Source organism: Candidatus Nanopelagicus abundans (genome assembly GCF_002288305.1).
In the GTDB taxonomy this organism is placed as follows: domain Bacteria; phylum Actinomycetota; class Actinomycetes; order Nanopelagicales; family Nanopelagicaceae; genus Nanopelagicus; species Nanopelagicus abundans.
Genome location: NZ_CP016779.1, coordinates 1116420 through 1141867, shown reverse-complemented (window position 1 = coordinate 1141867; position 25448 = coordinate 1116420). Strand labels below are relative to the sequence as shown.

Genomic DNA, 25448 nt, shown 5'->3' with positions numbered 1-25448 from the left:
CCCTCCAGGTGACTGGGGGGCTTTTTATATTCCTGACCAAATAATGAGATTAGCAAAAAAATCTTTGTCCACATCACTTATCACTTATTTACGCTTAATTTAGTAATACTTAAATACTTATCCACTACAGGTTAATACTTACCCACAACTTCATCCACTACTTATCCACCATTTTATCTACTCTCTTCACAGGTGAGCGCACAGGGTTAGATCACTTATTACCGAAGGAGTGAAGATAGGAATATCTTTACCTCCTGAGCGTAAAATTAGGGATTTTAAATAGTTTTACTTTATTTGTCAGTGGCAGATGGGAGACTTTTTAGATGAGTATCGCCGAGTTCCCAAACAACTCTAGCCGCACCCGTAATAGCGCAGCTGAGTTTGAGCGCACACCACCACAAGATGTAATTGCTGAACAATCTGTTTTAGGTGGAATGCTGTTATCAAAGGATGCAATTAGTGATGTAGTTGAAATATTAAGAGAGCGAGATTTCTACCGCCCAGCACATGAATTAATTTATGACGCAATCATAGATTTATATGGCAGAGGTGAACCAGCAGATCCAGTAACAGTTTCAGCTGAATTAACAAAACGTGGTGATTTAGTAAGAGCAGGTGGAGCGCCGTATCTACACACGCTTATCTCATCCGTACCAACCGCTGCTAATGCTGGTTACTACGCAAAGATAATTCGTGAGCGCGCAATTATGAGGCGTCTTGTTGAAGCAGGTACCAAGATTGTGCAACTTGGTTACACCGATGAGGGTGAAGTAGATGACGCCGTTGATCAAGCACAAGCAGAAGTTTTTGCAGTAACAGAGCGACGTGAATCAGATGATTATGTTCAACTATCTCAATTAATGCCAGAGGCTTATGATGAAATAGAAAAAATTGCTGCTGGCGTAACTGGGCAAGGTGTTAAAACTGGCTTTAAAGATTTAGATGCGTTAACAAATGGTTTTCATCCTGGAAACATGATCGTGTTGGCGGCGCGTCCGGCGGTTGGTAAATCAACACTTGGTTTAGATATCGCTCGCCATGCTTCAATACATAAACGTGAGACTTCCGTAATTTTTTCTCTCGAAATGAGCAGATCTGAAATCACTATGAGAATGCTTTCTGCGGAGGCAAGAGTGCCACTTAACAACATCAGATCAGGAAGATTAAGTGAAGAAGAGTGGGCAAGAATGGCACGGCGAATGGGTGAGATCTCAGATGCACCGATGTTTATTGATGATTCTCCAAATCTTTCACTGATGGAAATAAGGGCTAAATCACGCCGTCTTAAGCAGCGCCATGATCTAAAGCTAATTGTGATTGATTATTTACAACTTATGACTAGTGGTAAACGAGTTGAAAATCGTCAGCAAGAGGTTTCAGAGTTTTCTCGTCAATTAAAGTTATTAGCAAAAGAGCTAAATGTGCCAGTTGTTGCTATCTCTCAGTTAAATCGTTCACCAGAACAACGTTCAGATAAAAAACCAATGCTTTCAGATCTACGTGAATCAGGATCGATCGAGCAAGATGCTGATGTGGTTATCTTGCTTCACCGTGAGGATTTATATGATTCCCAAAATAGATCAGGTGAGGCTGACTTAATTGTGGCAAAGCATCGAAACGGTCCAACTAGAACCATTGTGGTTTCAGCCCAATTACACCTTGCTAGATTTACCGATATGGCTGCAACCTTTACTACAAATGAAAAGTTTATTAAAGACACTTAAATTTTTGTAAGTTTTCCACTCTTTACATCATAAATAGCACCAACTAGTGAAATATTTTTTGGCAAAAGTGGAAATTGTTCAATTCTAATTAAATCAGATTTTAATGCTGCTAATTGATCAGTAACTGTTCTAATCTCAATACTTCTAGTATCAATACCGCTTTTTTCGAAGATAGCTGCATGAATTTGATCTTCAGTTCCACTTGCCATTCTGCAATCAGTATGCGGCATTACTAAAACTCTGGTTACATTAAGTAGATTTGTTGCAAGGATTAATGTTCTAAGCACATCCTCTGTTACCCGAGCACCAGCATTTCTTAATATTTTTGCATCCCCTGCTTTCATACCAACTATCCGAAGTGGGTCAATGCGAGAATCCATACAGGTAATAATTGCTAAACCTTTTTTAGCAGCGCCTGTTAGATCCTGGGACTTAAAATCTTTAACAAAATCATTATTTGCTGCAAATAGATCATCAAACTCACTCATGCTTTACTCACTCCTCGACGGGCCTTATCGGCTAGATATATACCAACTAACACCGCAGCACATCCTATGAGTTGGATATTTGTAAATGCTTCATTTAATAACCACCAAGCAATTACGCCTGCAAAAATTGGCTCAATCATGCCAATAACACTACTTGTACTTGCTGATAACTCTCTAATAGCTGCCACAGTTAGTAAGTATGGGATAACAGTTGCGGTCACAACTATCCAAAGTATTAATGCCCAACCGGGTGCGCTATATCCAGAGAGGTCACCAGATAAGGAAAAGCTTTGAGTAAGAAACTCAAACGGAAAATTCCACCACGGAAAAGCTATTGCCCAAAAGATTGTTGCAACACCCATTCCCCAAGTAATAAGTGAGAGGCTGCTTCTAGTTTGGCCAAGTCGATCGGCGGCTAAGAAATAGTATGCAAGTGCAAGCGCGTCTAAAATTGCAACAATAACACCTAGTGGATGAAGAGATTTTCCACTCCAGATCTGAGAAATAAGTACTAATCCTAGGAAGGCACAGATAATTCCTACCCATGCAGTGAGTGAGATATTTTTCTTTTTTACAAACCGTAAATATAATGCAATCCAAATAGGTGCGGTAAATTCGATAATTAAAGCAACTGAGACATATAAATATTTTAAAGCAAAATAATAAAATGAATTTACAACCGCTATTCCAATGACACCGAATAGAACTAAATCTTTAATTTCACTTTTTTTTACATAGAGTTGTTTTTTTCCTTTAAGAAGGGTAATAATTAATAAAATTAAGGCCGCAGATGTTATGCGTATTTGGGTCAGTCTAAAAGCATCTAAATCTGCTTCCCGCAATACTTTAGCTGCCACACCACCGACAGCAAATCCCATTGCAGCTGTTATCATAAAAAATTCTGCGCGGTGTTTCATACTAACACCCTACATTAAGAGAAAAAGTTTTCCTAAATTTTTAAAAAGCAGCCTCAGCAATATTCATAATCTCACCAGTTTCAGACTCAACAACTGCTCGCTCAATTGAAATATGAGGAAGAACAGAACGAACAAAGAATTTAGCGGAGGCAATCTTTCCATTATAAAACTCAGTATCACGTCCAGCATTAGCTAGTTTATTTTGAGCAATATCTGCTTGGCGAAGAAGTAACCAGGCAATTATTAGATCACCAGTTGCCATTAATAATCTAGAAGTATTTAGACCAACTTTATAAATTTCTTTTGGATCTTCCTGAGAAGCCATAGCAACTCCTACCATGTGCCCGATCATTGCTTGCACATCCTCTAACGCCCTAAGAAGTGCTTTCTTTTCTTCAGCTAAGTGCCCACCACTTGCAGCAAACTTTGCAATATCTTTACTAATAAGTGTGATTGATCGACCGCGATCTCTAACAATCTTACGGAAGAAGAAATCTAATCCTTGAATTGCAGTTGTGCCTTCATAAAGTGTGTCAATTTTGGCATCTCTTACATACTGCTCAAGTGGCCAATCAGTGGTAAAGCCTGAACCACCAAAGGTTTGAAGAGATTCAGTACCAAGTAATGTCCAAGACTTTTCACTGCCATAGCCCTTAACAATTGGTAGCAAAAGATCGTTAATTAGAAGCAGGTCTTCAATTCTCTCTTTATCAGAGCCATCTGCCTGCGCCAATGCAAATTCATCTTGGATGGAAGCGGTATATAAAACTAGCGCCCGCATTCCTTCTGAGTATGACTTTTGCGTCATTAAAGACCTTCTAACATCTGGGTGTTTAATAATTTCAACTCTAGGACTGTTCTTATCTTTAGCCACAGTTAAATCCGGTCCCTGCACACGAGTTTTTGCATATGCAAGTGCTTGTTGGTAACCAGCGCTAAGTGTTGCAATAGCTTTTGTTCCCACCATCATTCTGGCGTATTCAATAACCTTAAACATCTGGGCAATACCATCATGGACCTCACCAAGTAAGTATCCGACTGCTGGCTCTTTCTCACCTAAATTCATTTCACATGTGGTTGAAACATTTAATCCCATTTTGTGTTCTAATTTTGTAACGTAGACACCATTACGTTTTCCTAATTTTCCAGTATCAAAATCAAACATAAACTTTGGAATCATATAAAGATCTAAACCTTTAGTTCCGGCAACTGCTCCTTCAGGACGTGCTAGAACAAAGTGAACAATATTTTCAGTAAGATCAGAATCACCCGATGTAATAAATCTTTTTGTACCGGTAATGTGCCAAGTTCCATCTGCTTGCTTCACAGCTTTTGATCTACCGGCTCCAACATCACTTCCAGCATCTGGTTCAGTAAGCATCATGGTTGCACCCCATTGCTTATCAACCATTAATTTTGCAACCTTTTTTTGTTCTTCAGTTCCATACACATATGCAACGTGAGCGAATGCGGTACCGGATGCGTAAATATGAATTGATGGGTTAGAACCTAAAACCATTTCAGCAATTGCCCAACGAATTGAAGGCGGGATTGAAGTGCCACCTAATTCAACTGGAGCATCAATGCGCCACCATTCATTATCCATAAAAGTTTTATAAGACTTTTTAAATGATTCAGGAAGTTTTGCATCCCCTGTAGCTGGATCAAACTTAACGCCTTGTTGATCACCATCAACAAATGATGCAGCTAAATCATTTTCAGCCATTCGCTTAACCTCTTCAAGCATTCCCATTGAAGTCTGGCGGTCTAAATCTTTATAAATTGATTTACCTAAAATTTCTTCCCGCTCTAGTAAATCAAAAAGACAAAACTCAATATCGCGCAGGTTAGCTATGTAATGGCCCATGGGATAAGCATCCTACTGATCAGTAACTTAATCAATACCCGCGAGTAGGTTTTTCTAACCGAAATGGGCAGTTCGGGGTAGGGTCAGCGATTGTGCTGCTAAGTGATCGCGATATTAAGGCAGAGATCACCGCTGGGCGCGTAAAGGTTGAGCCCTTTACCGACGCGATGGTGCAACCATCAAGTGTTGATGTCAGGCTAGATCGATTTTTTAGAGTCTTTGAAAATCATAAGTACTCAGTTATAGATCCTTCAATTGAACAAGCAGAGCTAACTCGTGAGGTAGCAGTTTCAAGTGATGAACATTTTATTCTGCATCCAGGAGAGTTTGTATTAGCAAGTACTTATGAAGTTATAACTTTGCCCGATGACATTGCAGGACGCCTTGAAGGTAAATCTTCATTAGGTAGATTGGGATTACTAACTCATTCAACAGCTGGATTTATTGATCCAGGATTTTCAGGACACATAACATTAGAGCTTTCAAATGTTGCAAATTTGCCAGTTAAATTATTTCCAGGAATGAAAATTGGTCAACTCTGTTTAATTAAATTATCTTCACCAGCTGAACACCCATATGGCTCAGCTGTTTATGGATCACGCTATCAAGGACAGCGCGGACCAACGCCTTCTAAATCTTGGCTTAACTTTCACAAAAGCAAGATTGAATAACTAATTACTCTTGATTTAAAAAGTGCAAGGTGAAAGTTGATCCTTGCCCTAATTCTGATTTAACACTCACATATCCACCATGTGCCTTCATTACCGCATCAACAATTGATAAACCAAGTCCGCTTCCTTCATTTGTATTTGCGGAATTTGTATTTCTAACTCGCGCTGGATCTGCTCGATAAAATCGCTCAAATATTCGCTCTTGATCTGGTATTGATAAGCCAGGTCCATGATCTGAAACTTCTACGCTAGTTTCATTAACACCTTGCTGGACTGAAATAATAATCTTTGTTCCCACCGGTGTGTGAGTACGAGCATTTGCAAGTAAGTTAGCGAGTACTTGGTGAATGCGCTGTGAATCTCCTAGTACAAATATTTCTTCACTTCCCATCCTTAATTCAATCGGGTGATTAGGCCCAGCAGCCCTAGCGGAAGTAATAACTTCAGTAATTAATGTATTTAAATCAACTGGATCATTAGCTAATTCACGCGATTGATCAAGCCTTGCTAGTAGTAATAAATCTTCAACTAATGTGCTCATTCGAATTGACTCTCGTTCAATTCGATTAATTAATTCCTTGGTTTTATCTTCTCCAATAACCGCACCTTGCCTATGAAGTTCTGCAAAGCCACGAATTGCTGTAAGTGGTGTGCGAAGTTCATGGGATGCGTCAGCAACAAATCTGCGTAACTTTGATTCACTTTCAACTCGAATTGTGAATGACTCTTCGATTCGCCCAAGCATGGTGTTAAGAGAGGTTGTTAACCGGCCAACTTCTGTATCTGGCTTTGCTGCTGGCAGACGAGCAGATAAATCACCGGCGGCAATCGCCTCCGCAGTTTCTTCAACTTTTTCAAGTGGTTTAAGTCCAATAGCAATAATCCAACGAGAAACTAAAGCAATAGCTAATAGCGCAATTACTCCTAATACTAAAAATAAAAATCTAAGCTGGGTTAAAGTTTTATCAACATCTTCAAGTGAGTTAGCCACAATCACAATTCCCATGCCAGTAGGTAGCACCTGGGCAAGGGCTCTGATATCTGGTTTACCATCTTCGCCATCAATAGTGAACGGTTTATTTTTATACTTAGCTACCTGTTCAATTTTTAATCCAGTAACAGCAAAGTTTTTTCCACCTAACTCACCACCTACTTGACCAATTAAATTTCCATCAACATCTAATAAGGTAAGTGAAGTTGAAGTTGGAACACCACGCAGTGGTTCAAAAATTTTAAATGGGGCGTCCTCATCCTCTTTAATAAGAGGTGCTATACCTGCGCGATCTAATCTAGTTAGGGAGGTGCTAGAGATATTATTTAATTGCAAATCAACTTGCGAGATTAAGTAAGAGCGAAGAGCGGCATTTGCAGCAAAATCTGAGGCAATAATTGCAAGGCTGGTTAAAACAACTGAAGCTAGGATAAGTCGGTTACGCAGTGACCAAAGTGAGAGTGGTGTGCGCACCCGACTTAACGCAGAATTCATCTGATAATTGTGATCAATTACTTACTTGCTGGCAACCGCAGGCGGTATCCCACCCCTCTAACAGTGTGAATTAGGGCCGGCTCATAAACATCAATCTTTTTACGAAGGTAGGAAACATAGGTTTCAACAATTCCCATATCGCCTCTAAAGTCATACTGCCAGACATGATCTAATATCTGTGACTTACTAACAACACGGTCAGCATTAATCATTAGATATCTAAGTAGTAAAAACTCAGTTGGTGAGAGATCAATTAAATTTGCAGCTCTGCGAACCTCGTGAGTTGCTTCATCTAACTCAAGATCTGCAAAACGAATCTTCTCTTCATCAGCTATAACCTCAGTGGCGCCAGTGCGACGAAGGAGTGCGCGTAATCTTGCTACTAACTCTTCAAGTGAGAATGGCTTTGTTACATAATCATCCCCGCCAATTGTTAGTCCAGCGATCTTGTCCTCAGTTGAGTCTTTAGCTGTTAAAAATAAAACACCAACATCATGTCCTTCACTGCGTAGTTGCCTGCATACTTCAAACCCATTTTGATCAGGCAGCATCACATCAAGAATTAATGCATGTGGCTTAAACTCCTGCGCAATCTGTAAAGCTTGTGCTCCAGAGGCGGCAGTTCTAACTTCAAAGCCAACAAACTTTAAACTGGTGGCAATTAATTCACTAATACTGTTCTCATCATCTACTATCAAAATTCTTTGGGTAGTCTGATTTAACTCTTCGTTATTACTAACTCTTTCTTTAAGAGTGGTCATTTGGTATCACCTCCAAGATGATAATTATCTATTACCCTGAGCGTTTCCTGAGAATGGGGCGTGATTTAACCTAATCTCTTCACGCTGCGCAGCATAATTTGAGCTACATCAAGCACCTCAACTGAGCTATCCCGGGCAACCATGCCATCTGAAACCATCACCCTACAAAACGGACAGGCAACTGCAACCTCTTGGGCTCCAGTTGCTATCGCTTCATCAACTCGGTTTAAATTAATTCGGCTACCAATTTTTTCTTCCATCCACATTCGCCCGCCCCCTGCGCCGCAACAAAATGAACGCTCTTGATTTCTTGGCATTTCATTTACCTCAACACCAGCTGATTCAAGTAATTCACGTGGTGGTTCATAAATTTGATTATGCCGGCCAAGATAACAAGGATCATGATAGGTAAGTTTCTTAGCATCAGCCTTATCTGGTGCAATTGGTTTTAACTTACCCTCTTTTACTAATTGATTAAGTAACTGAGTGTGATGAACCATTTGCAATTCAAAACCTTGTTGTTTGTAATCTCGACCAATAGTTGTGAAGCAATGCGGGCAGGTAACAACTACTTTTTTAACCCCACGAGTTCCAAATGTCTCTTGCAAAGTTTCAATATTTTCTCTAGAAAGTATTTGATATAAAAACTCATTACCACTTCGCCTTGCCGGATCTCCCGTGCAAGTCTCCTTCTTACCTAAGACACCAAATGTAACTCCAGACATATATAACAACTCAGCCACTGCCTTAGTAGTTTTCTTAGCTCGCTCTTCATACGCACCTGCGCAGCCAACCCAAAATAAATACTCAACATCATCTGGGATAACTGAATCAATCACAGTTATTGGAAAATCTACCTCTTTAATCCAAGCATCACGATCTACTCTGTTAGCACCCCAAGGATTTCCTGCTTTTTCTAAATTACGGAAAGTATTTCCAAGCTCTGTTGGAAACTCTGATTCAACTAATACTTGAAACCTTCGCATGTTAACAATATGATCAACATGTTCAATATCAACTGGGCACTCTTCAACACAAGCGCCACAAGTTGTGCAAGACCATAAAACATCTAATGAAATTGCGTTCTCATGTGGATTATTACCAACAATCTTTTCAGTCCCCGCTGCCTCGGTTCCAATCTTTGCTAGTGCGTGATCACGCATTGCCATGATTAAAAGCTTTGGAGATAGCGGTTTTTCAGTGTGCCAGGCTGGGCATTGGGATTGGCATCTTCCGCACTCTGTGCAGGTAGCCATATCCAATAAACCCTTCCAAGAGATATCAGCCGCAGTTCCAATTCCAAATACATCATCCTCTTTTGGATCTTCAAAGTTAATCTCGCTACCGTGTGAGAGCATCACAGGAAGTGGACCTAATGCATTTTCACTCGTCGCATTTCGCTTAAAGAAAATATTAAATGGAGCTAAGAATCTATGCCAAGCGATTCCCATATTTAGATTTAATCCCACCACAATAAACCAAATCATTGAAACTGCGATTTTACTGAAAGCAATTATTTGAATTAAATTTTCAATCTGATTAACTGAATAGGTACTAAAAAATACAACAGCAGGGTATGAAAAAGCGTAATGCCAATTCCAAGCTTCTTTGTTTAGTAATGCACCCTCTAAACCACGAAGTGCGATAACACAAAACACAATTACTAAAATTGTTGCCTCAACATAATAAGCCTTCTTATTTCCAGAGCCATAAAATCTAGAAGCTCTGCCTTTTCTCACAAATCTAGTAACTTGCCTAATTCCAATTAGTGCAACAATTGAAACTCCAGTTAATGCAGCAACTAACTCTGCAAAAAATTCATATCCAACAAAGTGGCCAATAACTGGCAGCGCCCATGCTGGATCAACTAATTGCCCATAAGCAGTAATTAGTGTGCCAAGGAGTGCGAAGAAGCCAACCATTACAAACCAGTGGGCAATACCTGAAGCAGTAAAGTTAAGCATTTTGGTATGAGTTAAAACTTCAACTACGGTGTTTTTTAAACGCTTACTCTTATTAGTAAAACGAGAAGGATCAGATTGACCTGCTGAAATCTTTTTAAATAATTTATAACTTTGTAGCGCGAAAATTGCAACAGCAGTAACTGTAAGTAGGTAGGCGATGATTGCAAGCACGGCTTAAGGGTAAGTCAGAGTTCGGTAATTAAGAGTTATCCACAACACTTATCCACCGTGTGGAGAATTACAGTCGTGTAATTAGCGCCAGCGGGTAGCGAGTGAAAAACCCACCCCAACAAAGCCAAAACCAACCAACATATTCCAAGCGCCAATGCCTGGAATTGGGTAGGAAGTTGAGCTGAGGTAGAAGATTACGATCCAGATAAGGCCTAATAAGAAGCTAGCCAGCATTACTGGCACCAGCCACTTAGGGCTTTCAACCTTAGCTTCAATGATCTCAGGTGTGATTTCGGCTGCGACCTTACGCTTTCTTGCAACCTTCTCACGTACTTTTGACTTCGGCATAGCAGCAGATTACTACACAATTACCCTATGAGCACAACTTCTGGCACAGGTGAGCGAAAAATCTTAGTTATTGATAACTATGACTCCTTCGTCTTTAACCTAGTTCAATACTTACAGCAATTAGGGGCGCACTGCACTGTAGTTAGAAATGATGAATTTAAATTAACTGAAGCAGATAAATACGATGGAGTTTTAATCTCACCAGGACCCGGCACACCAGAGGCAGCAGGTATAAGTGTTGAATTAGTTAAATACTGCGCGCAAAAAAAGATTCCACTACTGGGAGTTTGCTTAGGACATCAAGTTATTGCTGTCGCATATGGCGCAACTGTTTCAAGGGCGCCTGAATTACTACATGGTAAAACTTCAGTAGTAAGTCATAGTAACAAATCAGTTCTAGAAAATATTCCGTCCCCTTTTACTGCAACGCGGTATCACTCACTAGCTATTGAAAAAGATACTTTGCCAACTGAGATTGAAATAACTGGTCAAACCGAAAGTGGTGTTGTGATGGCTATTCAACATAAAACGCTACCGATTAGTGGCGTGCAGTTTCACCCAGAGTCAGTTCTTACCGAACATGGTTATCAAATGATTGGCAACTGGCTGGAGATATGTGGGGATAAAGGCGCTCGCAAAAAGTCTGAAGGATTATCACCAGTTGTAATTAAAGCTTAATTTCGATTAACTGTAATTGTTACAACACTACCAATTGTCTTTGTAGCACCAGCATCAGGAGCTTGGGCAAGAATCTCACCAACTGGCTTACTAGTATCACTTGCGCTTATTTCTCTAATTAAAAATCCTGACTGAGTAAGTATTGTTTTTGCATTAATCTCATTTAAACCAACGAGTAAAGGCACTTGAACATTGCCACTTGCAATCTCAAGAGTGACGCCACTTCCTGCGGTAGTAGTTGTGCCAGGAGAGGGATTAATACTTAAAACAACGCCAGGTGCTTGATCTGAATCAACTGCAATAGTTTGAGAGATTAATAAACCAGCTGCTGTTAATTTATATCTAGCTTCTTCAAGTGATAAGCCAATTAAACCAACTGGAACAGTGGTGTTTCCTGGTCCTTCTGAAATTGTTAGCGTGACGCTACTACCAGCTGCTGCCTCACTAGTTGCAAGTGGAAGCTGGGATGCAACTCTATCTAGTGGAATTTTTGCATCAGGTGCTCGTTCGATATTTATATTAAAATCTTTAAGTAATACTCTTGCTTCAGCCTCAGTTAAACCAACCACATTAGGTACTTTTATACTCACACCAGTTGGCGCACTAGCAAAATAACCAACAGCTAATAAGGTGATAGCAGCAGCAACTAATGTGAGAGATGTAAATAGTTTTCGCCTTGGAAATATTTTTTTAATTTTAGTTGTAACTGGCTCACCTTTTATTACATGCTCTAAATCTTCTAACATCGCAGCAGCATCTTGATAGCGATTATTAGGATCCTTTGCCAGTACTACCTCAAGCATCCGGTCAAGATTTGGATCAAGTGATGGATTAATTTGTGAGGCAGGAGTTAGCGTGGATGAAACATGTTGATAGGCAACAGAGACTGGTGTATCACCAGTAAAGGGAGGACGCCCAGTTAATAATTCATACATCAAACAACCGAGAGAGTAGAGATCACTTCTACCATCTGCTAACTCACCAGTTGCTTGCTCAGGAGATAAATACTGCGCAGTTCCAACCACATTCCAAGTATTAGTTAATGTGGCGCCAATATCATCTGTTGCTCTGGCAATACCAAAATCCATCACCTTTATGTCACCAGAATCTGTAATCATAATATTACTCGGCTTAATATCTCGATGCACAATGCCTTTATTATGTGAATAATCAAGTGCGTTTAAAATTCCTTTAATTATTTCAAGTGAGGCAGCAAGTGGAATTTGTTCTGCTTGTAATTTTTGTCTAAGTGTTTGACCACTTACTAACTCCATTACGATAAATGGCGAATTATTTTCTTCACCTGAATCATAAACAGCAACAATTCCTGGATGATTTAAGCCGCCAGCAGCGAGAGCTTCCTTTCGAAACCTGGCAACAAAAGCTGGATCCTTTGCTAGGTCGCGCCTCAATACTTTAATTGCAACCTCACGATCAAGCCTGGTATCAAGGCCTAGATAAACATCAGCCATGCCACCTGTGCCAATCATTTGGCCAACGGTGTATCTGCCATCTGCTAATTTTGTAATTGGGCTATTCATTAGCAGCACCTATTTTTATTACCTCTGAGTTACCTTTTATATCACTAACTGTGCTCCAAATAATTGTGATGTTATCTGGTGCTCCTTTTACTCTAACCTCTGCAATTAAGGCTGGCGCAATATCCTCTGGCTTATTTGCTTCAATAATTTTACTTATCTCATACTCAGATAAAACATTAGTTAAGCCATCACTGCATAAAAGAAATTGATCACCTTTTTTTATTTCATAACTTACTAAAATTGGATCAATTCCTGAGTCCCCCATTAAAGCTTGGGTAAGCAGCGAACGCTGCGGGTGATCAATTATCTCTTCAGGTGTAAGCCGTCCCTGATCTAGCAGCTCTTGCATAACTGTGTGGTCATAACTTAATTGTTCTAGTTTGTTGTTTCGGTAGCGATAACAACGAGAATCACCAATATGCAGCAGCTCAACATTATTATCTAAAATACTTAGCGCGGTTAAGGTAGTTCCCATACCGGATAGTTCAGGTGAATCTTTGCTTTTAGCTAATATTTGTGAATCAACCTCATAGGTAATATTTAAAAATAAATCTTCCCGGGAGGCCACATCAACTTTTAAATCACTTATTACTGGCAGTAGTTGTTCTAATGTATTAATTGCAATCGCAGATGCGACCTCACCACCAGCATGTCCACCCATTCCATCGGCTACTGCAATTAGATTTGCGCAGGTTAAAGCAGAATCTTCATTTCCTGAGCGCACCAAACCAAGATCGGTTTGAGCAAAGGAGATAAACTGCCATTTCATAGAGCCAATCTCACCACATAATTCAAGTGATAAAGAAAGGGCGCCAAGTAAATGCTGATCTATGCCCACAGAGGTGCCAGCATTGATTTTGCTGAGGGCTCAAAGGCTGCCTACCTAGGCGCTCTCGCCCAAGACGCAGATGGCTTTGAGTGTGATGTGAGGTTAACTAAGGATAAACAAATCATTTGCTATCACGACAGTGATACCAAAAGATTATCAAATATTGATCTAAAGATTGCAAAGAGTAGCTATGAAGAGTTAAAGGCAAAAGCAGACCCATACCGACTAGATGAGTTACTAGAGCTTTCAATAAGTAATAAAAAAGATCTAGTTATAGAGTTAAAACATCCAGTACCAACTGGCGCTCTGATTGAAAAACTTGTCCATAAATTACTTATAAGCAGAAATACCGAGATAAAAAATAGTGGAATACAAATTTCTTTAATCTCTTTTTCATATTTGGCTACGCTACGTAATCTAAAAAGTGGTTATGAAGCCGGCTATCTGGTTAAGAATTCAAATTTGATTAAATTAAACCCAGCGCCAGTGATTGCTTTAAATATTAATATTGTGCGCCAAAACCCAAAGGTGATTGCAGATCAACATAAAAAAGGAAAAAAAGTATTTGTCTGGACGGTAAATGAGGCCTCTGATCTACTTTTATGTGCCAAAGAAGGTGTGGATGCAGTAATTACAGATAAACCAGCGCAAGCGCGAATGCTGCTCGGCTACTCTTAACCCATGTCACTTAAATACGCTTACTTAGGACCTGCCGGCACATTTACCCAGGCAGCTCTGCAAAAGATTGCAGATAGCAGTGATGAACTAATCCCTTACGCAAATGTAACGGCAGCATTAAATGCGGTTCGTAGTGGTGAGTGCGCAAAAGCGTTGGTACCAATTGAAAACTCTGTTGAAGGAGTAGTTGCTAGAACACTGGACGAGTTAGCAATCGGGGATGCGTTAGTAATAACAGCTGAGACCACTTTGCCAGTTAGCTTTTCTTTAATGAGTCTTGAGAATAAAGATCCAAAATCTATTAACTCAATTGCTACTCACCCTCACGCTGAATCTCAGTGCCGGGAGTACATTGCAAAAAACTTCCCAAATGCTCAAGTAGTTGAAAGCTCATCAACAGCGGCGGCTGCTAAAGGATTAAGTAAAGGTGAGTATGACGCGGCTATTGCTGCGCCAATTGCTGCTAAAAATTATAATTTAAAGGTAATTGCTGAAAATATTGGCGATAATCCTGGCGCTGTTACTAGGTTTGTTGTGGTTGAAAAGCCAAATAAAGTTCCAGCGCCAACGGGTAAAGATCGCACCTCAATGGTGGTCTTTATTGCAATTGATCACGCAGGTGCCTTACTTGAAATATTAAATGAGTTTGCTAAATATGAGGTCAACCTGACTTTTATCCAAAGCCGGCCAACTGGTGTTGGCCTTGGTCACTATCACTTCATTATCGATGTGGAGGGGCATATCCAAGATGAAGCAATAAGTGCCACATTAACGGGGCTAAAACAAATTTGCGAGGATGTTCGTTTTCTAGGTTCCTATCCTCAAGCAAAGTAATCGGTAGGCTACTTTCATATGATTGATTTAAAAGCACTGCGTGAAGATCCCCAAGCATTTCGCTCATCCCAAAAAGTGCGAGGTGGTGATGTTGATGTAATTGACAAGTTACTTGCTGCTGATGATTTAAGACGAGAGGCAATATCAAATTTTGAAAGCCTTAGGGCTGAGCAAAATACTTTATCTAAATCAGTAGGAGCTGCTAAAGGAGATGAAAAAAACTCACTATTAGAAAATGCCAAGAAGCTCTCTGCTTTAGTAAAAGAAGCAGATTCTAAGCGAGCTGTAGCTGAGGAAAGTGCGCATAAATTATCTCTTGAAGTTGCTAACTTAATTGATCCAGAAGCACCAATAGGTGGTGAAGCAGACTTTAAAGTTATTGAAACAGTTGGCAAGGTGCGTGATTTTAAATCTGAAGGCTTTGAACCAAAAGATCATGTTGAAATTGGCAAGATCATTAAAGCAATTGACACAGAACGTGGCGCAAAGGTGGCAGGTGCTCGCTCTTACTACCTAACCGGAGTTGGCGCTCTCCTTGAGCTTGCTTTAGTAAACCATGCGATCGCAACTGCAGTTAAAGCTGGTTTTATTCCAATGATTCCGCCAGTGTTGGTAAAGCCTGCTGCTATGGAAGGAACAGGATTTTTAGGACAAGCTGCTGAAAATGTTTATCACTTAAAAGAGGATGAACTTTATTTAGTTGGAACATCAGAGGTGCCACTTGCTGCATTTCATATGGATGAGATTTTAGATAATCTACCAATTAGATACGCCGGCTACTCACCATGTTTTAGAAGAGAAGCAGGCAGTTACGGAAAAGATACTCGCGGGATTATTCGTGTGCACCAATTTGATAAGGTTGAAATGTTTACATTCTGTAAACCTGAGGATGCAAAAGCTGAGCATCAAAGGCTCCTAAATTGGGAGAAAGAATTTTTTAACACATTAGATATTCCATATCGAGTAATTGATGTTGCAAGTGGTGATCTAGGAGCAAGTGCGGTTAGAAAATTTGATATTGAAGCTTGGATTCCAACACAGCAGGCATATCGTGAGGTAACTAGCACATCAAATTGCACACAGTTTCAGGCTAGGCGCTTAAACATTAGATATAAAGATGAAAATGGCACAAAGGCTGTTGCCACATTAAATGGCACACTAGTAGCAATTCCAAGAACAATTGTGGCAATCCTAGAAAATCACCAACAAAAAGATGGCAGTGTTAAAGTGCCAAAGGCATTAATTCCATTTCTTGGGATGGATACTTTGGTTATAGCGTGAGTGTTTTAAAACCTGTTACTGGTAAGAGACCAAAACTAATCGGCACAGATCTAGATGGCACAATTGTTGCTCACTACGGCTTTATCTCTGAGCGAACCAAAATAGCATTTACTGCTGCCCATAAAGCTGGCATTCATATGTACTTTGTAACTGGGCGCCCAATTCGGTGGATGGTTGAAATAAAAGAGAACTTTGGCTTTGGTACTGGTATTTGTGCTAACGGTGCACTTTTGTATGATTTTAATAATGAAAAGGTATTAGAAGAATGGTTATTTCCAGTAGGCGCTCAATTAGAGACTGTTAAAAGATTACGCCAGGTGTTACCTAATGTCTCATTTGCAGTTGAGATTGGTAAAGATTTTAATAGAGAAAAAAAGTATGTGCCTAGATGGGATGTTGGTCAAGATAATGTTGGCGTAGATAAAATTGAAGAGGTGATCACAAAACCTGCACTTAAAATGTTAGCGCGTTGTGGTAACGGTGAGTATTCATCTGATGAGATGCTTGAGATTGCAACAAAAGAATTACAAGGAATTGCATCTCCTACTCATTCAAATATATCTGACTCATTACTTGAAATTTCAGCCGACGGTGTTAGTAAAGGTGCAACACTTTCAAAGATTGCAGCTCGTCATGGATTAACAGGGGAAGATTGCGTAACCTTTGGTGATAACCCAAATGATTTTTCAATGCTCTCATGGGCTAGTAGATCTTGGGCAATGGCAGATGGACACCCAGATTTAATGAAGTATGCAAAGTTTCAAACAGATGCACACCAAGAAGATGGTGTGGCAAAGGTGATAGAGCGGTTACTAGAACTTCCCGAATAATTAACCACTAATTTTGGCGAAGGTGGCTGAGCGAGTAAGTTTGTCCATGGAGGGCTCGCATAGTGGCCGAGTGCACCGGTCTTGAAAACCGGCAAGGGAAACCTTCGTGGGTTCAAATCCCACGCCCTCCGCCAGAATTTATTAATTTGTGGGTGATTTCATATCCATTGCGCCCATTATTAACTAGCGCATCGCAGGTAGTGCGAGCAAACTTATCGCATGGCAATAATCGACTCCGATAAAAAAAGCACAGGAGTTTTCTCCACCGGACGCGCACTTATAACTGATCGCACCCTACGCACTGATAAATGGTGGTTACAACCAGCCTTAACCTTTGGAGTTTTAATTTCATTTGTAATTTATGCAACCTTTAGAGCCTTTGAAAATGATAACTATTTTGCTGAACCTTTAATCTCACCGTTTTATTCACCATGCTTATCAACTGTATGTGTGGAAGGTGCATCTCACTTTGGCACACCAATTGGTTCAATAACTTTATTTGGCTTATTAGTTTCTCCCTCATTATTTATTTTAATTTTCCCACTAGGTTTTCGTATGACCTGCTATTACTACCGTAAGTCTTACTACCGCTCCTTTTGGATGTCACCACCAGCTTGTGCGGTTGCTGAGCCACATAAAACATATACCGGTGAAACGCGTGCGCCATTAATATTACAAAATGGCCATCGTTGGTTTTTCTATGCGGGTCTAGTTTTAAATATTATTTTGACCTATGACGCAGTTATTGCATTTAAAAATGAGCAGGGGCAGTGGGGGCACATGAGTGTTGGCACATTAGTTCTTCTACTAAATGCCACATTACTTTGGCTCTACTCCGCCTCCTGCCACACCTGCCGCCACACCATTGGTGGGCGGCTTAAGAATTTCTCAAAACATCCAGCTAGATATAAGGCTTGGACAATTGTTTCTAGATTAAATCATTACCATCCAAATTTTGCCTGGGTCTCCTTATTTGGAGTAGCTTTCACAGATTTTTATGTTCGCCAGGTCGCAAGCGGGTCCATAACCAATTACTATTTCTTCTAAGGATGATTAATAATGAGTGAAAAAATTGCAATGCAGCGTCATAATTATGATGTAGTGGTAATTGGCGCAGGAGGCGCCGGCCTTCGCGCAGCTGTTGAAGCAAGGAGTGCGGGTCTACGGGTTGCAATTATTTGTAAATCATTATTTGGTAAAGCCCACACTGTTATGGCAGAGGGCGGAATTGCTGCCTCTATGGGAAATGTAAATGATAAAGATGGTTGGAAAGTTCACTTTAGAGACACAATGCGTGGTGGAAAGTTTACAAATCATTATCGAATGGCAGAGCTACACGCTAAAGAAGCACCAGATCGAGTTTGGGAGCTTGAGATGTGGGGAGCACTCTTTGATAGAACTAAAGAAGGCAAAATCTCACAACGTAACTTTGGCGGACATGAGTACCCACGTCTTGCCCATGTTGGTGATCGCACTGGCCTTGAATTAATTAGAACAATGCAACAAAAAATTGTGGCTATGCAACAGCAAGATAAGAAAGATCATGGTGATGCTGAGAGTTATTTAAAGGTTTTTGCTGAGGTAACAATTACTGAAGTAATTAAAGAAAATGGCAAAGTAGCTGGAGTTTATGGTTACCGGCGTGAAGATGGTGTGGAGGTTTTATTTGAAGCACCTGTAGTAATTTTGGCAACAGGTGGCGTTGGTAAAACATTTAAGATCACCTCAAACTCTTGGGAAGGCACCGGTGATGGACACGCGCTCGCATTAAAAGCCGGCGGTAATTTAGTTGATATGGAGTTTTTACAATTTCATCCAACCGGAATGGTCTGGCCACCATCAGTTAAGGGAATTTTAGTAACAGAGTCTGTGCGTGGTGAGGGTGGTGTTTTAACAAACTCAAATGGTGAGCGTTTTATGTTCAAATATATTCCAGAGGTATTTAAAGATAAATACGCGGACAATGAAGCAGAGGCAGATCGTTGGTATGTTGATCAAGACAACAACCGAAGGCCGCCAGAGTTATTACCAAGAGATGAAGTAGCTAGAGCAATTAACTCAGAGGTAAAGGCAGGACGTGGTTCACCACATGGTGGTGTTTACCTTGATGTTTCAAAGCGTTTAACAGCAGAGGTAATTAAAAAACGATTACCATCTATGTGGCACCAGTTTTATGAGTTAGCTGGTGTTGATATTACAAAAGAGGCAATGGAGGTTGGACCAACCTGTCACTATGTAATGGGCGGAGTTGAAGTTGATGCTGATACTGCAGCTGCAGTTGGTGTGCCTGGTTTATTTGCAGCAGGTGAGGTAGCAGGTGGCATGCATGGTTCAAATAGATTAGGTGGTAACTCACTCTCTGATCTTTTAGTCTTTGGTAGACGAGCAGGTGCTGGCGCAGTTGATTATGTTAAACAATCACAGGCCGTAAAGGTTTCAGATACTTCAATTAAAAATGCGGCAGAGCGAATTGCAGCTCCATTTAAACGTAGCGGTGGCGAGAATCCATATACCCTTCATCAAGAACTACAGGAAATTACCCATAACTTAGTTGGCATTATTAGAACAAAGACTGAGTTAGCAGATGCCATAAATAAGATCGCTGATATAAGAAAGCGAATTGAAAATGTTTCAGTTCAAGGCGGGCGCATATTTAACCCGGGCTTTCATCTATCTTTTGATCTAGATAACATGCTATTAGTTGCAGAAAGCACAGCAAAATCTGCAATCGTTCGGGAAGAAAGCCGTGGTGGTCACACCAGGGATGATTTCCCAGTTATGAATACAAAATGGCGGGGGCTTAATAACATCTCATCCTTTAATGGCAAAGAGGTAGTAGTTAAACAGCAAGAGTTGCCATTTATGCCAAAAGAATTATTTTCACTCTTTGATGTCCATGAGTTAGAAAAATATATGAGCCAAGAAGAGATTGATAATATTTTAGAAGGGGTGAAGTAATGGCAAAAAATATAAAGCTTAAGATCTGGCGCGGTGGCCCAACTGATGGCAAATTAGAAGAAGTAAGCGTTGAGGCAAATGAGGGAGAAGTAGTACTAGATGTAATTCATCGAGTACAAGCAACCCAAATGGGTGATTTAGCAGTTAGATGGAATTGCAAAGCTGGTAAATGTGGTTCATGTTCTATGGAAATAAATGGCAAGCCGCGCCTTGCTTGTATGACTCAAGTTTCAAGTTTTAGTGAGTCTGAAACAATTACAGTGACACCACTTAGGGCTTTCCCAGTAATCAAGGATTTAGTAACAGATGTTTCATTTAATTATCGAAAAGCAATGGAGGTTGAATCCTTCACGCCCCCAGCTGATTTAAAACCGGGGCAGGCTCGAATGGAGCAGATTGATGTTGAAAGAAGCCAAGAGTTTAGAAAATGTATTGAATGTTTCTTGTGCCAAGACACCTGCCATGTAATAAGAGATCATGAAGAGAATAAGAAATCATTTGCTGGTCCTAGATTTTTTATCAGGATTGCCGAACTTGATATGCATCCATTAGATATGCTTAAAAATAGAAAGAAGAAAGCTCAAGAAGAACATGGACTTGGAATGTGTAACATTACAAAGTGTTGTACCGAGGTTTGCCCTGAACATATTCGCATTACTGATAACGCCATTATTCCTATGAAGGAGCGAGTAGTAGATGTTAAGTATGACCCAGTTAAATGGCTTGGATCCAAAATTAGAAAACGCGAAGGTATTATTTAAGAAGCTTTGCCATATACGCCTCAACCTCATCAGGATGACGAGGAAGTGCGTTACTTAGTATCTTGCAACCAGATTCTGTAACTAAAATATCATCTTCAATTCTTACGCCAATGCCGCGGTATTCCTCTGGAAACAATGTGTCATCTGGTTGAATATAAAAACCGGGCTCAACAGTTAAAATCATTCCGGGCTCTAATATCGCATCTGAGTATTGTTCTTTTCTAGCGTGAGCGCAATCGTGCACATCAATTCCTAAATGATGCCCGGAGCCATGAAACTGCCACCTTCTATGTTGGCCATTTTCGGCCTTTAGTGATTCTTCAACTGAAACTGGCAATACACCGAGTTCTGCAGCACCTTTTGCAATCTCAACCATGCAAGCATCATGGTAATCCTTAAATTTAGCGCCAGGTTTAACTGCAGCAATTCCAGCACTTTGCGCATTATAAACAATCATATAAATCTTGCGCTGTGCCTCACTAAATTTTCCACTTACTGGAAATGTTCTAGTGATATCTGCTGTGTAGTGGGATTCAACTTCAACACCAGCATCAATTAATACCAAGTCTCCTGGTAATACATCACCATCATTTTTAATCCAGTGCAGCACGCAAGCATGAGATCCTGCTGCCACAATACTTGAATAACCAAGATCATTACCCTCAAGACGTGCTCTGCCATAGAAAGCTGACTCAATTACCCGCTCACCTCTTGGAACTGAGGTAGCAGCTGGAAACACTCGCACCATATCAGCGAAGCCACGAACAGATGCGTCAACCGCTTTTTGCATCTCACCAATTTCATACTCATCTTTTACTAATCTCATTAAAGATGTAAAGTTTAAAAACTCTTTCTCTTTATCTTCACTCTCCGTAACTAGCTTGTCTAGCTTTTTATCCTCACCACGGATTATTAATGCCTCTTTCTTATCTGCAAATAACTGCTCAATAGATTCAATTTGCCTTACCTTAACTTCATACTTAATTTGGGTCTCATCTAAACTCATTCGCCGGCCAACCCAAAACTCTCCATACCTAGTGTTTTTATAAAACTCATCACTATCTCTTACAGATCTAGGGTGAATAAATAACAAATCTTCATGACCTTCTGTATTTGGCTCCATTACAAAAACAGAGTCAGGCACAGCATCTGGTGCAATAATTCCGGTAAACCAAGAAAAGGCTGAGTGAGCACGGAATGGATAATCTGAATCATTACTTCTAATCTTTAATGAACCAGCTGGAAAAACTAATCTTATTCCAGGATATTTTTTAGATAATTTCTCACGCCGTAGTTTTGTATATGGAATTGATGGGTGTGCATTAACCCCAGAAAGTGGTGATGGCGCCCAACCCTGCTTCATAAACTCACTCATCGCATCAGCGATTGGGATATCGTGAGTTCTCACTTCGAGTGCCTTTTCATTATTGTTGGAATTACTCACCGTATTCATATAGATAGCCTACTTCTCACCGATAAATTGGCTACCTCATCATTGGGCGGTAACCTTACTTCTTGTTGGAGACGTCGCATAGCCCGGTCTAGTGCGCCTCACTGCTAATGAGGTTAACCCCTAAAGGGTTTCGGAGGTTCAAATCCTCTCGTCTCCGCCAAGTTAGAATGAATTAAAATTACTACAAGTAGTAATTGGGGGAATCTTGGCAGCATATAAAATTGCGATAGTAGGTGCTGGTCCTGCTGGTTACTTCACCGCCCAAGCATTACAAAATGCGCAAACTGATGAGCTCACCTTCACCATCGATATGATCGAACGCCTTCCAACCCCATGGGGATTAGTAAGAAGTGGAGTTGCACCGGACCATCCAAAGATAAAAACTGTTTCTAAAGTATTTGAAAAGATCGCTAAAGAAAATGGCTTTAGATTATTTGCCAATGTTGAACTGGGTAAGGATATATCTTTAAAGGATTTAAGAGATCAATATGACGCAGTTGTATTAGCAACTGGCTCAGCTGCCGGGCGAAAACTTGGCATAGCGGGTGAGGATTTAGAAAATGTTTTATCCTCCGCTGATTTTGTCCCTTGGTATAACGCTCACCCAGATTTCACAAATGTAGAAGTAGATTTAAATACTGACACCGCAGTTGTTATTGGCGCGGGTAATGTGGCAATGGATATAGCCAGGATGCTGGCAATTAATCCATCAGAACTTGATTCAACTGACACAGCTGAGCATGCACTTACAAAACTTAAGCAAAGTAATATCAGGTGTGTAATTATTTGTGGCCGGCGTGGCCCAGAACATGCCGCCTTTACCGCCCCTGAACTTCGTGATCTACCAAAACTTGAAAATACTGATGTTTATATTGATGCTGATCAAATAAATCAGGCAGCCTTGCGAATTGAGCAACTAGGTGAGGTTGAGAAAGATTTAAGAAATAATCTAGAAGCTATGCGTTTGATTGCAGAGCATGATAAAAAAGGTGTTGATAGAAAACTTGAGATAAAGTTTCTAGCTAATCCAAAAGAGATTAAAGGAAACGGAAAGGTTTCTGAGGTCATTTTCACGATTAATGAGGTCAAAGATGGCAAGGTGGTTGCAACTGATAAAACATTTTCGATTAAAACAGGATTAGTAATCACTGCAATTGGTTATGACGCAGTTGAATATCAGGGAATTAAAATTGAAAAGGGGCGAATTGCTAATATTGCCGGACACGTTGAACATAATTTATATGTAACAGGCTGGGCTAAGCGGGGCCCAACCGGTGTGATTGGCACAAACAAATCAGATTCAGCAGATGTTGTGCAATTAATTATTGAAAATCTTAAAGAACCCAAGCAGAGTGAAGGAATTACTGCACTATTAAAATCTGCTCACGTTGTAATAGATCAAACTGGCTGGGAAAAAATCAACGCATCTGAAGTAATTTCAGGGGAATTAGCTGGAAAACCACGTATAAAAGAAGTTGATTGGAAGCGCTTAATAAGTTTGGGCACTTCCTAATAAATCGCTAGACTTTGAAACGCTTTACATTGCGCCCGTAGCTCAACGGATAGAGCATCTGACTACGGATCAGAAGGTTCGGGGTTCGAATCCCTGCGGGCGCACCAGAGTTCATCCAAATAAAAAAGGAGAACCTTAGATTTCTAAGCCAAGTAAGTTACGTGGGCTTGAAGTACTTTCCGCATTCTCTGGCGTGCTAATTGCCTTGCAATCTCGAGTAAATGGTGAGTTATCTAATCAAATGGGTGACTCTCTCGAAGCAGCCCTAGTTTCATTTGGTACTGGATTAATCTTTGTCTCACTAATTTCATTATTTAGAAAAGATGTCAGAGCAGGCTTTGCTGATATTTTTAAAGCAGTTAAATTAAAACAACTTCCAATGTGGCGACTAAGCGCAGGAATGTTAGGCGCCTCATTTGTGGCAATGCAAACCCATGTTGTTCCTATTGCAGGAGTTGCTTTGTTTACAGTGGCATCCCTAGCTGGTCAGACTGCAATCTCACTTTGGGTTGATCATGTTGGCTTAGCTGGCGGTATTAAATCTGTGATTTCAAAGCGGCGGGTAATTGCAGCAATTATTACGGTGGGCGCAGTAGTTATATCTACTTGGGATAGATTTGTAATGAGTGATTTTTCAATTCTTGCAATTACATTAGCTGTTTTTGCTGGTAGCTGGGTTGGCGTGCAGAGAGCGTTAAATGGTCAGATCAACTCTTTTTCAAAGAAGAGCTTTGCTACCTCACAACTTAACTTTATTACTGGCTTTAGCTTTCTAACATTTTTATTAATACTTCGCTCACTCTTTACCGATCACTCAATTATGAATCTAACCTCAGGGCCTTGGTGGATGTTCTTAGGTGGCTCAATTGGGGTTTTCTATATTGCTTTCTCAGCCGTTGCTGTGCAATATGTTGGCGTCTTAGAGTTCACACTACTTAGTGTTGGCGGAATGCTGATTGGATCATTACTACTTGATGTATTTGTGCCAACTGAAGGAACACAAATCTCACCTTACCTAATTACTGGAATATTCCTCACCTATTTAGGTGTGATAGCAAATGGTCAGTCCCGTTTTTCTCGTAAGTAATTTATTAAAGCAGAGAGTAATGAAGCGGTAATAAAAAAGGCAGCAAGTGCGTATGAAATATCTTTAACCCAAGAGATTGAACCAGAATAAAATCCTGCCAAGGTAATACCAGCTCCCCAAAGCAGGGCTCCTAATGCGTTAGCAGATAAAAATTTGTAGTAATTCATTTTTACAGTACCTGCTATTGGTGGCACAAATGTTCTAACCCATGGGATATAGCGAGCAATAACTACTGACCACCAGCCATATCTTTCATAAAAACGTTCAGATCTTTCAAGCATTTTAATCATTCGCTTAGATTTATGTTTTTCAAGGTAGGGCCGGCCTATCTTTCGACCAATTACATATCCAACTTGATCGCCGATAAATGCAGCTAAAAAAACTGCAAAAACTAAGAAGGCAATATTAATATCATCTCTAGCTGCGGCAACAAGTCCTGCGCTAAATAACAATGAGTCACCAGGTAGGAAGAAGCCGATTAATAAACCAGTTTCAACAAAGATAATGCCAGCAATAACTACATAAAATAAAAAAGGCGCAACTGGAGATAATTGTTCATTAAATGAGGCAGCAAGGTTTAACACAATCTTCTACCTCATCTTTCAAAT

23 protein-coding genes and 3 tRNA genes are annotated in these 25448 nt (G+C 40.2%); 15 read left to right on the top strand and 11 right to left on the bottom strand.

The features are described 5' to 3' along the window. The first annotated feature begins 323 nt into the window (after positions 1-323). A complete protein-coding gene (dnaB, locus tag B1sIIB91_RS05905; RefSeq protein ID WP_095688642.1) occupies positions 324-1724 on the top strand; it encodes a replicative DNA helicase in 1401 nt (466 codons plus the stop codon). Here dnaB and B1sIIB91_RS05900 read toward each other — a convergent pair. From B1sIIB91_RS05900 to B1sIIB91_RS05890, 3 genes are read right to left on the bottom strand one after another with little or no spacing between them, the layout of a single operon-like run. Then, on the bottom strand, positions 1721-2212 hold the full coding sequence (locus tag B1sIIB91_RS05900; RefSeq protein WP_018226881.1) for a beta-class carbonic anhydrase: 492 nt from the start codon (positions 2210-2212) through the stop codon (positions 1721-1723). The genes dnaB and B1sIIB91_RS05900 overlap by 4 nt on opposite strands. Then, positions 2209-3129: a DMT family transporter gene (locus tag B1sIIB91_RS05895; RefSeq protein ID WP_095688641.1), complete on the bottom strand. Its 921-nt coding sequence runs from the start codon at positions 3127-3129 to the stop codon at positions 2209-2211. The genes B1sIIB91_RS05900 and B1sIIB91_RS05895 overlap by 4 nt, the downstream gene beginning before the upstream one ends. 40 nt (positions 3130-3169) lie before the next feature. Continuing rightward, positions 3170-4996 (bottom strand): acyl-CoA dehydrogenase, encoded by a 1827-nt coding sequence (locus tag B1sIIB91_RS05890; RefSeq protein ID WP_095688640.1) that lies wholly within the window; start codon positions 4994-4996, stop codon positions 3170-3172. A 92-nt stretch (positions 4997-5088) separates the two neighbouring features. On the opposite strand from B1sIIB91_RS05890, the gene dcd reads away from it, so the two are divergent. Next, on the top strand, positions 5089-5667 hold the full coding sequence (gene dcd / locus B1sIIB91_RS05885) for a dCTP deaminase (protein WP_018226884.1): 579 nt from the start codon (positions 5089-5091) through the stop codon (positions 5665-5667). A gap of 4 nt (positions 5668-5671) precedes the next feature. Here the strand turns inward: dcd and B1sIIB91_RS05880 are convergent, their stop codons facing one another. The 4 genes from B1sIIB91_RS05880 to B1sIIB91_RS05865 all read right to left on the bottom strand — a co-directional run bounded on the left by B1sIIB91_RS05880 (position 5672) and on the right by B1sIIB91_RS05865 (position 10397). After that, complete coding sequence (locus B1sIIB91_RS05880; RefSeq protein ID WP_095688639.1) at positions 5672-7153, bottom strand: sensor histidine kinase; 1482 nt, start codon at positions 7151-7153, stop codon at positions 5672-5674. 17 nt (positions 7154-7170) lie between these two features. After that, complete coding sequence (locus B1sIIB91_RS05875; RefSeq protein WP_095688638.1) at positions 7171-7914, bottom strand: response regulator transcription factor; 744 nt, start codon at positions 7912-7914, stop codon at positions 7171-7173. 65 nt (positions 7915-7979) lie between these two features. Continuing rightward, positions 7980-10049 carry a (Fe-S)-binding protein gene (locus tag B1sIIB91_RS05870; RefSeq protein ID WP_095688637.1) on the bottom strand — a complete coding sequence of 690 codons (2070 nt, stop codon included), beginning with the start codon at positions 10047-10049 and terminating at the stop codon, positions 7980-7982. An 81-nt stretch (positions 10050-10130) separates the two neighbouring features. Continuing rightward, positions 10131-10397, bottom strand: coding sequence for a cell division protein CrgA (locus B1sIIB91_RS05865; protein WP_095688636.1), 267 nt, complete (start codon positions 10395-10397; stop codon positions 10131-10133). A gap of 27 nt (positions 10398-10424) precedes the next feature. On the opposite strand from B1sIIB91_RS05865, the gene B1sIIB91_RS05860 reads away from it, so the two are divergent. After that, positions 10425-11075 (top strand): aminodeoxychorismate/anthranilate synthase component II, encoded by a 651-nt coding sequence (locus B1sIIB91_RS05860; RefSeq protein WP_095688635.1) that lies wholly within the window; start codon positions 10425-10427, stop codon positions 11073-11075. Here the strand turns inward: B1sIIB91_RS05860 and B1sIIB91_RS05855 are convergent. Further along, a complete protein-coding gene (locus B1sIIB91_RS05855; RefSeq protein WP_095688634.1) occupies positions 11072-12616 on the bottom strand; it encodes a protein kinase domain-containing protein in 1545 nt (514 codons plus the stop codon). The genes B1sIIB91_RS05860 and B1sIIB91_RS05855 overlap by 4 nt on opposite strands. Next, positions 12609-13385 carry a PP2C family protein-serine/threonine phosphatase gene (locus B1sIIB91_RS05850; RefSeq protein WP_095688633.1) on the bottom strand — a complete coding sequence of 259 codons (777 nt, stop codon included), beginning with the start codon at positions 13383-13385 and terminating at the stop codon, positions 12609-12611. Before B1sIIB91_RS05850 ends, B1sIIB91_RS05855 begins: the two co-directional genes overlap by 8 nt. 51 nt (positions 13386-13436) lie before the next feature. On the opposite strand from B1sIIB91_RS05850, the gene B1sIIB91_RS05845 reads away from it, so the two are divergent. The 8 genes from B1sIIB91_RS05845 (at position 13437) to B1sIIB91_RS05810 (ending at position 20787) form a co-directional block, all read left to right on the top strand. Continuing rightward, positions 13437-14123, top strand: coding sequence for a glycerophosphodiester phosphodiesterase (locus B1sIIB91_RS05845; RefSeq protein ID WP_095688632.1), 687 nt, complete (start codon positions 13437-13439; stop codon positions 14121-14123). Positions 14124-14126: 3 nt separating this feature from the next. Next, the gene (gene pheA / locus B1sIIB91_RS05840; RefSeq protein WP_095688631.1) at positions 14127-14957 is read left to right on the top strand and encodes a prephenate dehydratase; all 831 of its coding nucleotides are present in this window, start codon (positions 14127-14129) and stop codon (positions 14955-14957) included. Between the two features lie 18 nt (positions 14958-14975). Then, on the top strand, positions 14976-16238 hold the full coding sequence (serS, locus tag B1sIIB91_RS05835) for a serine--tRNA ligase (RefSeq protein ID WP_095688630.1): 1263 nt from the start codon (positions 14976-14978) through the stop codon (positions 16236-16238). Beyond that, complete coding sequence (locus tag B1sIIB91_RS05830; protein ID WP_095688629.1) at positions 16235-17068, top strand: HAD family hydrolase; 834 nt, start codon at positions 16235-16237, stop codon at positions 17066-17068. Before serS ends, B1sIIB91_RS05830 begins: the two co-directional genes overlap by 4 nt. A gap of 48 nt (positions 17069-17116) precedes the next feature. Continuing rightward, a tRNA-Ser gene (locus B1sIIB91_RS05825) sits at positions 17117-17202 on the top strand. An 85-nt stretch (positions 17203-17287) separates the two neighbouring features. Beyond that, positions 17288-18115 (top strand): hypothetical protein, encoded by an 828-nt coding sequence (locus B1sIIB91_RS05820; protein ID WP_095688628.1) that lies wholly within the window; start codon positions 17288-17290, stop codon positions 18113-18115. Between the two features lie 12 nt (positions 18116-18127). Next, on the top strand, positions 18128-20026 hold the full coding sequence (locus B1sIIB91_RS05815) for a fumarate reductase/succinate dehydrogenase flavoprotein subunit (protein ID WP_095688627.1): 1899 nt from the start codon (positions 18128-18130) through the stop codon (positions 20024-20026). After that, the gene (locus tag B1sIIB91_RS05810) at positions 20026-20787 is read left to right on the top strand and encodes a succinate dehydrogenase/fumarate reductase iron-sulfur subunit (RefSeq protein ID WP_095688626.1); all 762 of its coding nucleotides are present in this window, start codon (positions 20026-20028) and stop codon (positions 20785-20787) included. Before B1sIIB91_RS05815 ends, B1sIIB91_RS05810 begins: the two co-directional genes overlap by 1 nt. Here the strand turns inward: B1sIIB91_RS05810 and B1sIIB91_RS05805 are convergent. Beyond that, positions 20780-22240 carry an aminopeptidase P family protein gene (locus B1sIIB91_RS05805; protein WP_095688625.1) on the bottom strand — a complete coding sequence of 487 codons (1461 nt, stop codon included), beginning with the start codon at positions 22238-22240 and terminating at the stop codon, positions 20780-20782. The genes B1sIIB91_RS05810 and B1sIIB91_RS05805 overlap by 8 nt on opposite strands. Positions 22241-22307: 67 nt before the next feature. Between B1sIIB91_RS05805 and B1sIIB91_RS05800 the strand changes: the two genes are divergently transcribed. The 4 genes from B1sIIB91_RS05800 (at position 22308) to B1sIIB91_RS05785 (ending at position 24840) form a co-directional block, all read left to right on the top strand. After that, positions 22308-22400: transfer RNA gene (locus B1sIIB91_RS05800), tRNA-Ser, on the top strand. Positions 22401-22445: 45 nt separating this feature from the next. Next, complete coding sequence (locus tag B1sIIB91_RS05795; protein ID WP_095688624.1) at positions 22446-23753, top strand: FAD-dependent oxidoreductase; 1308 nt, start codon at positions 22446-22448, stop codon at positions 23751-23753. A gap of 31 nt (positions 23754-23784) precedes the next feature. After that, positions 23785-23860, top strand: a tRNA-Arg gene (locus B1sIIB91_RS05790). Positions 23861-23892: 32 nt separating this feature from the next. Then, positions 23893-24840, top strand: coding sequence for a DMT family transporter (locus B1sIIB91_RS05785; RefSeq protein WP_095688623.1), 948 nt, complete (start codon positions 23893-23895; stop codon positions 24838-24840). On the opposite strand, the gene B1sIIB91_RS05780 is transcribed toward B1sIIB91_RS05785, so the two are convergent. Next, a complete protein-coding gene (locus tag B1sIIB91_RS05780; protein WP_095688622.1) occupies positions 24816-25424 on the bottom strand; it encodes a DedA family protein in 609 nt (202 codons plus the stop codon). The genes B1sIIB91_RS05785 and B1sIIB91_RS05780 overlap by 25 nt on opposite strands. Positions 25425-25448: the final 24 nt, after the last annotated feature.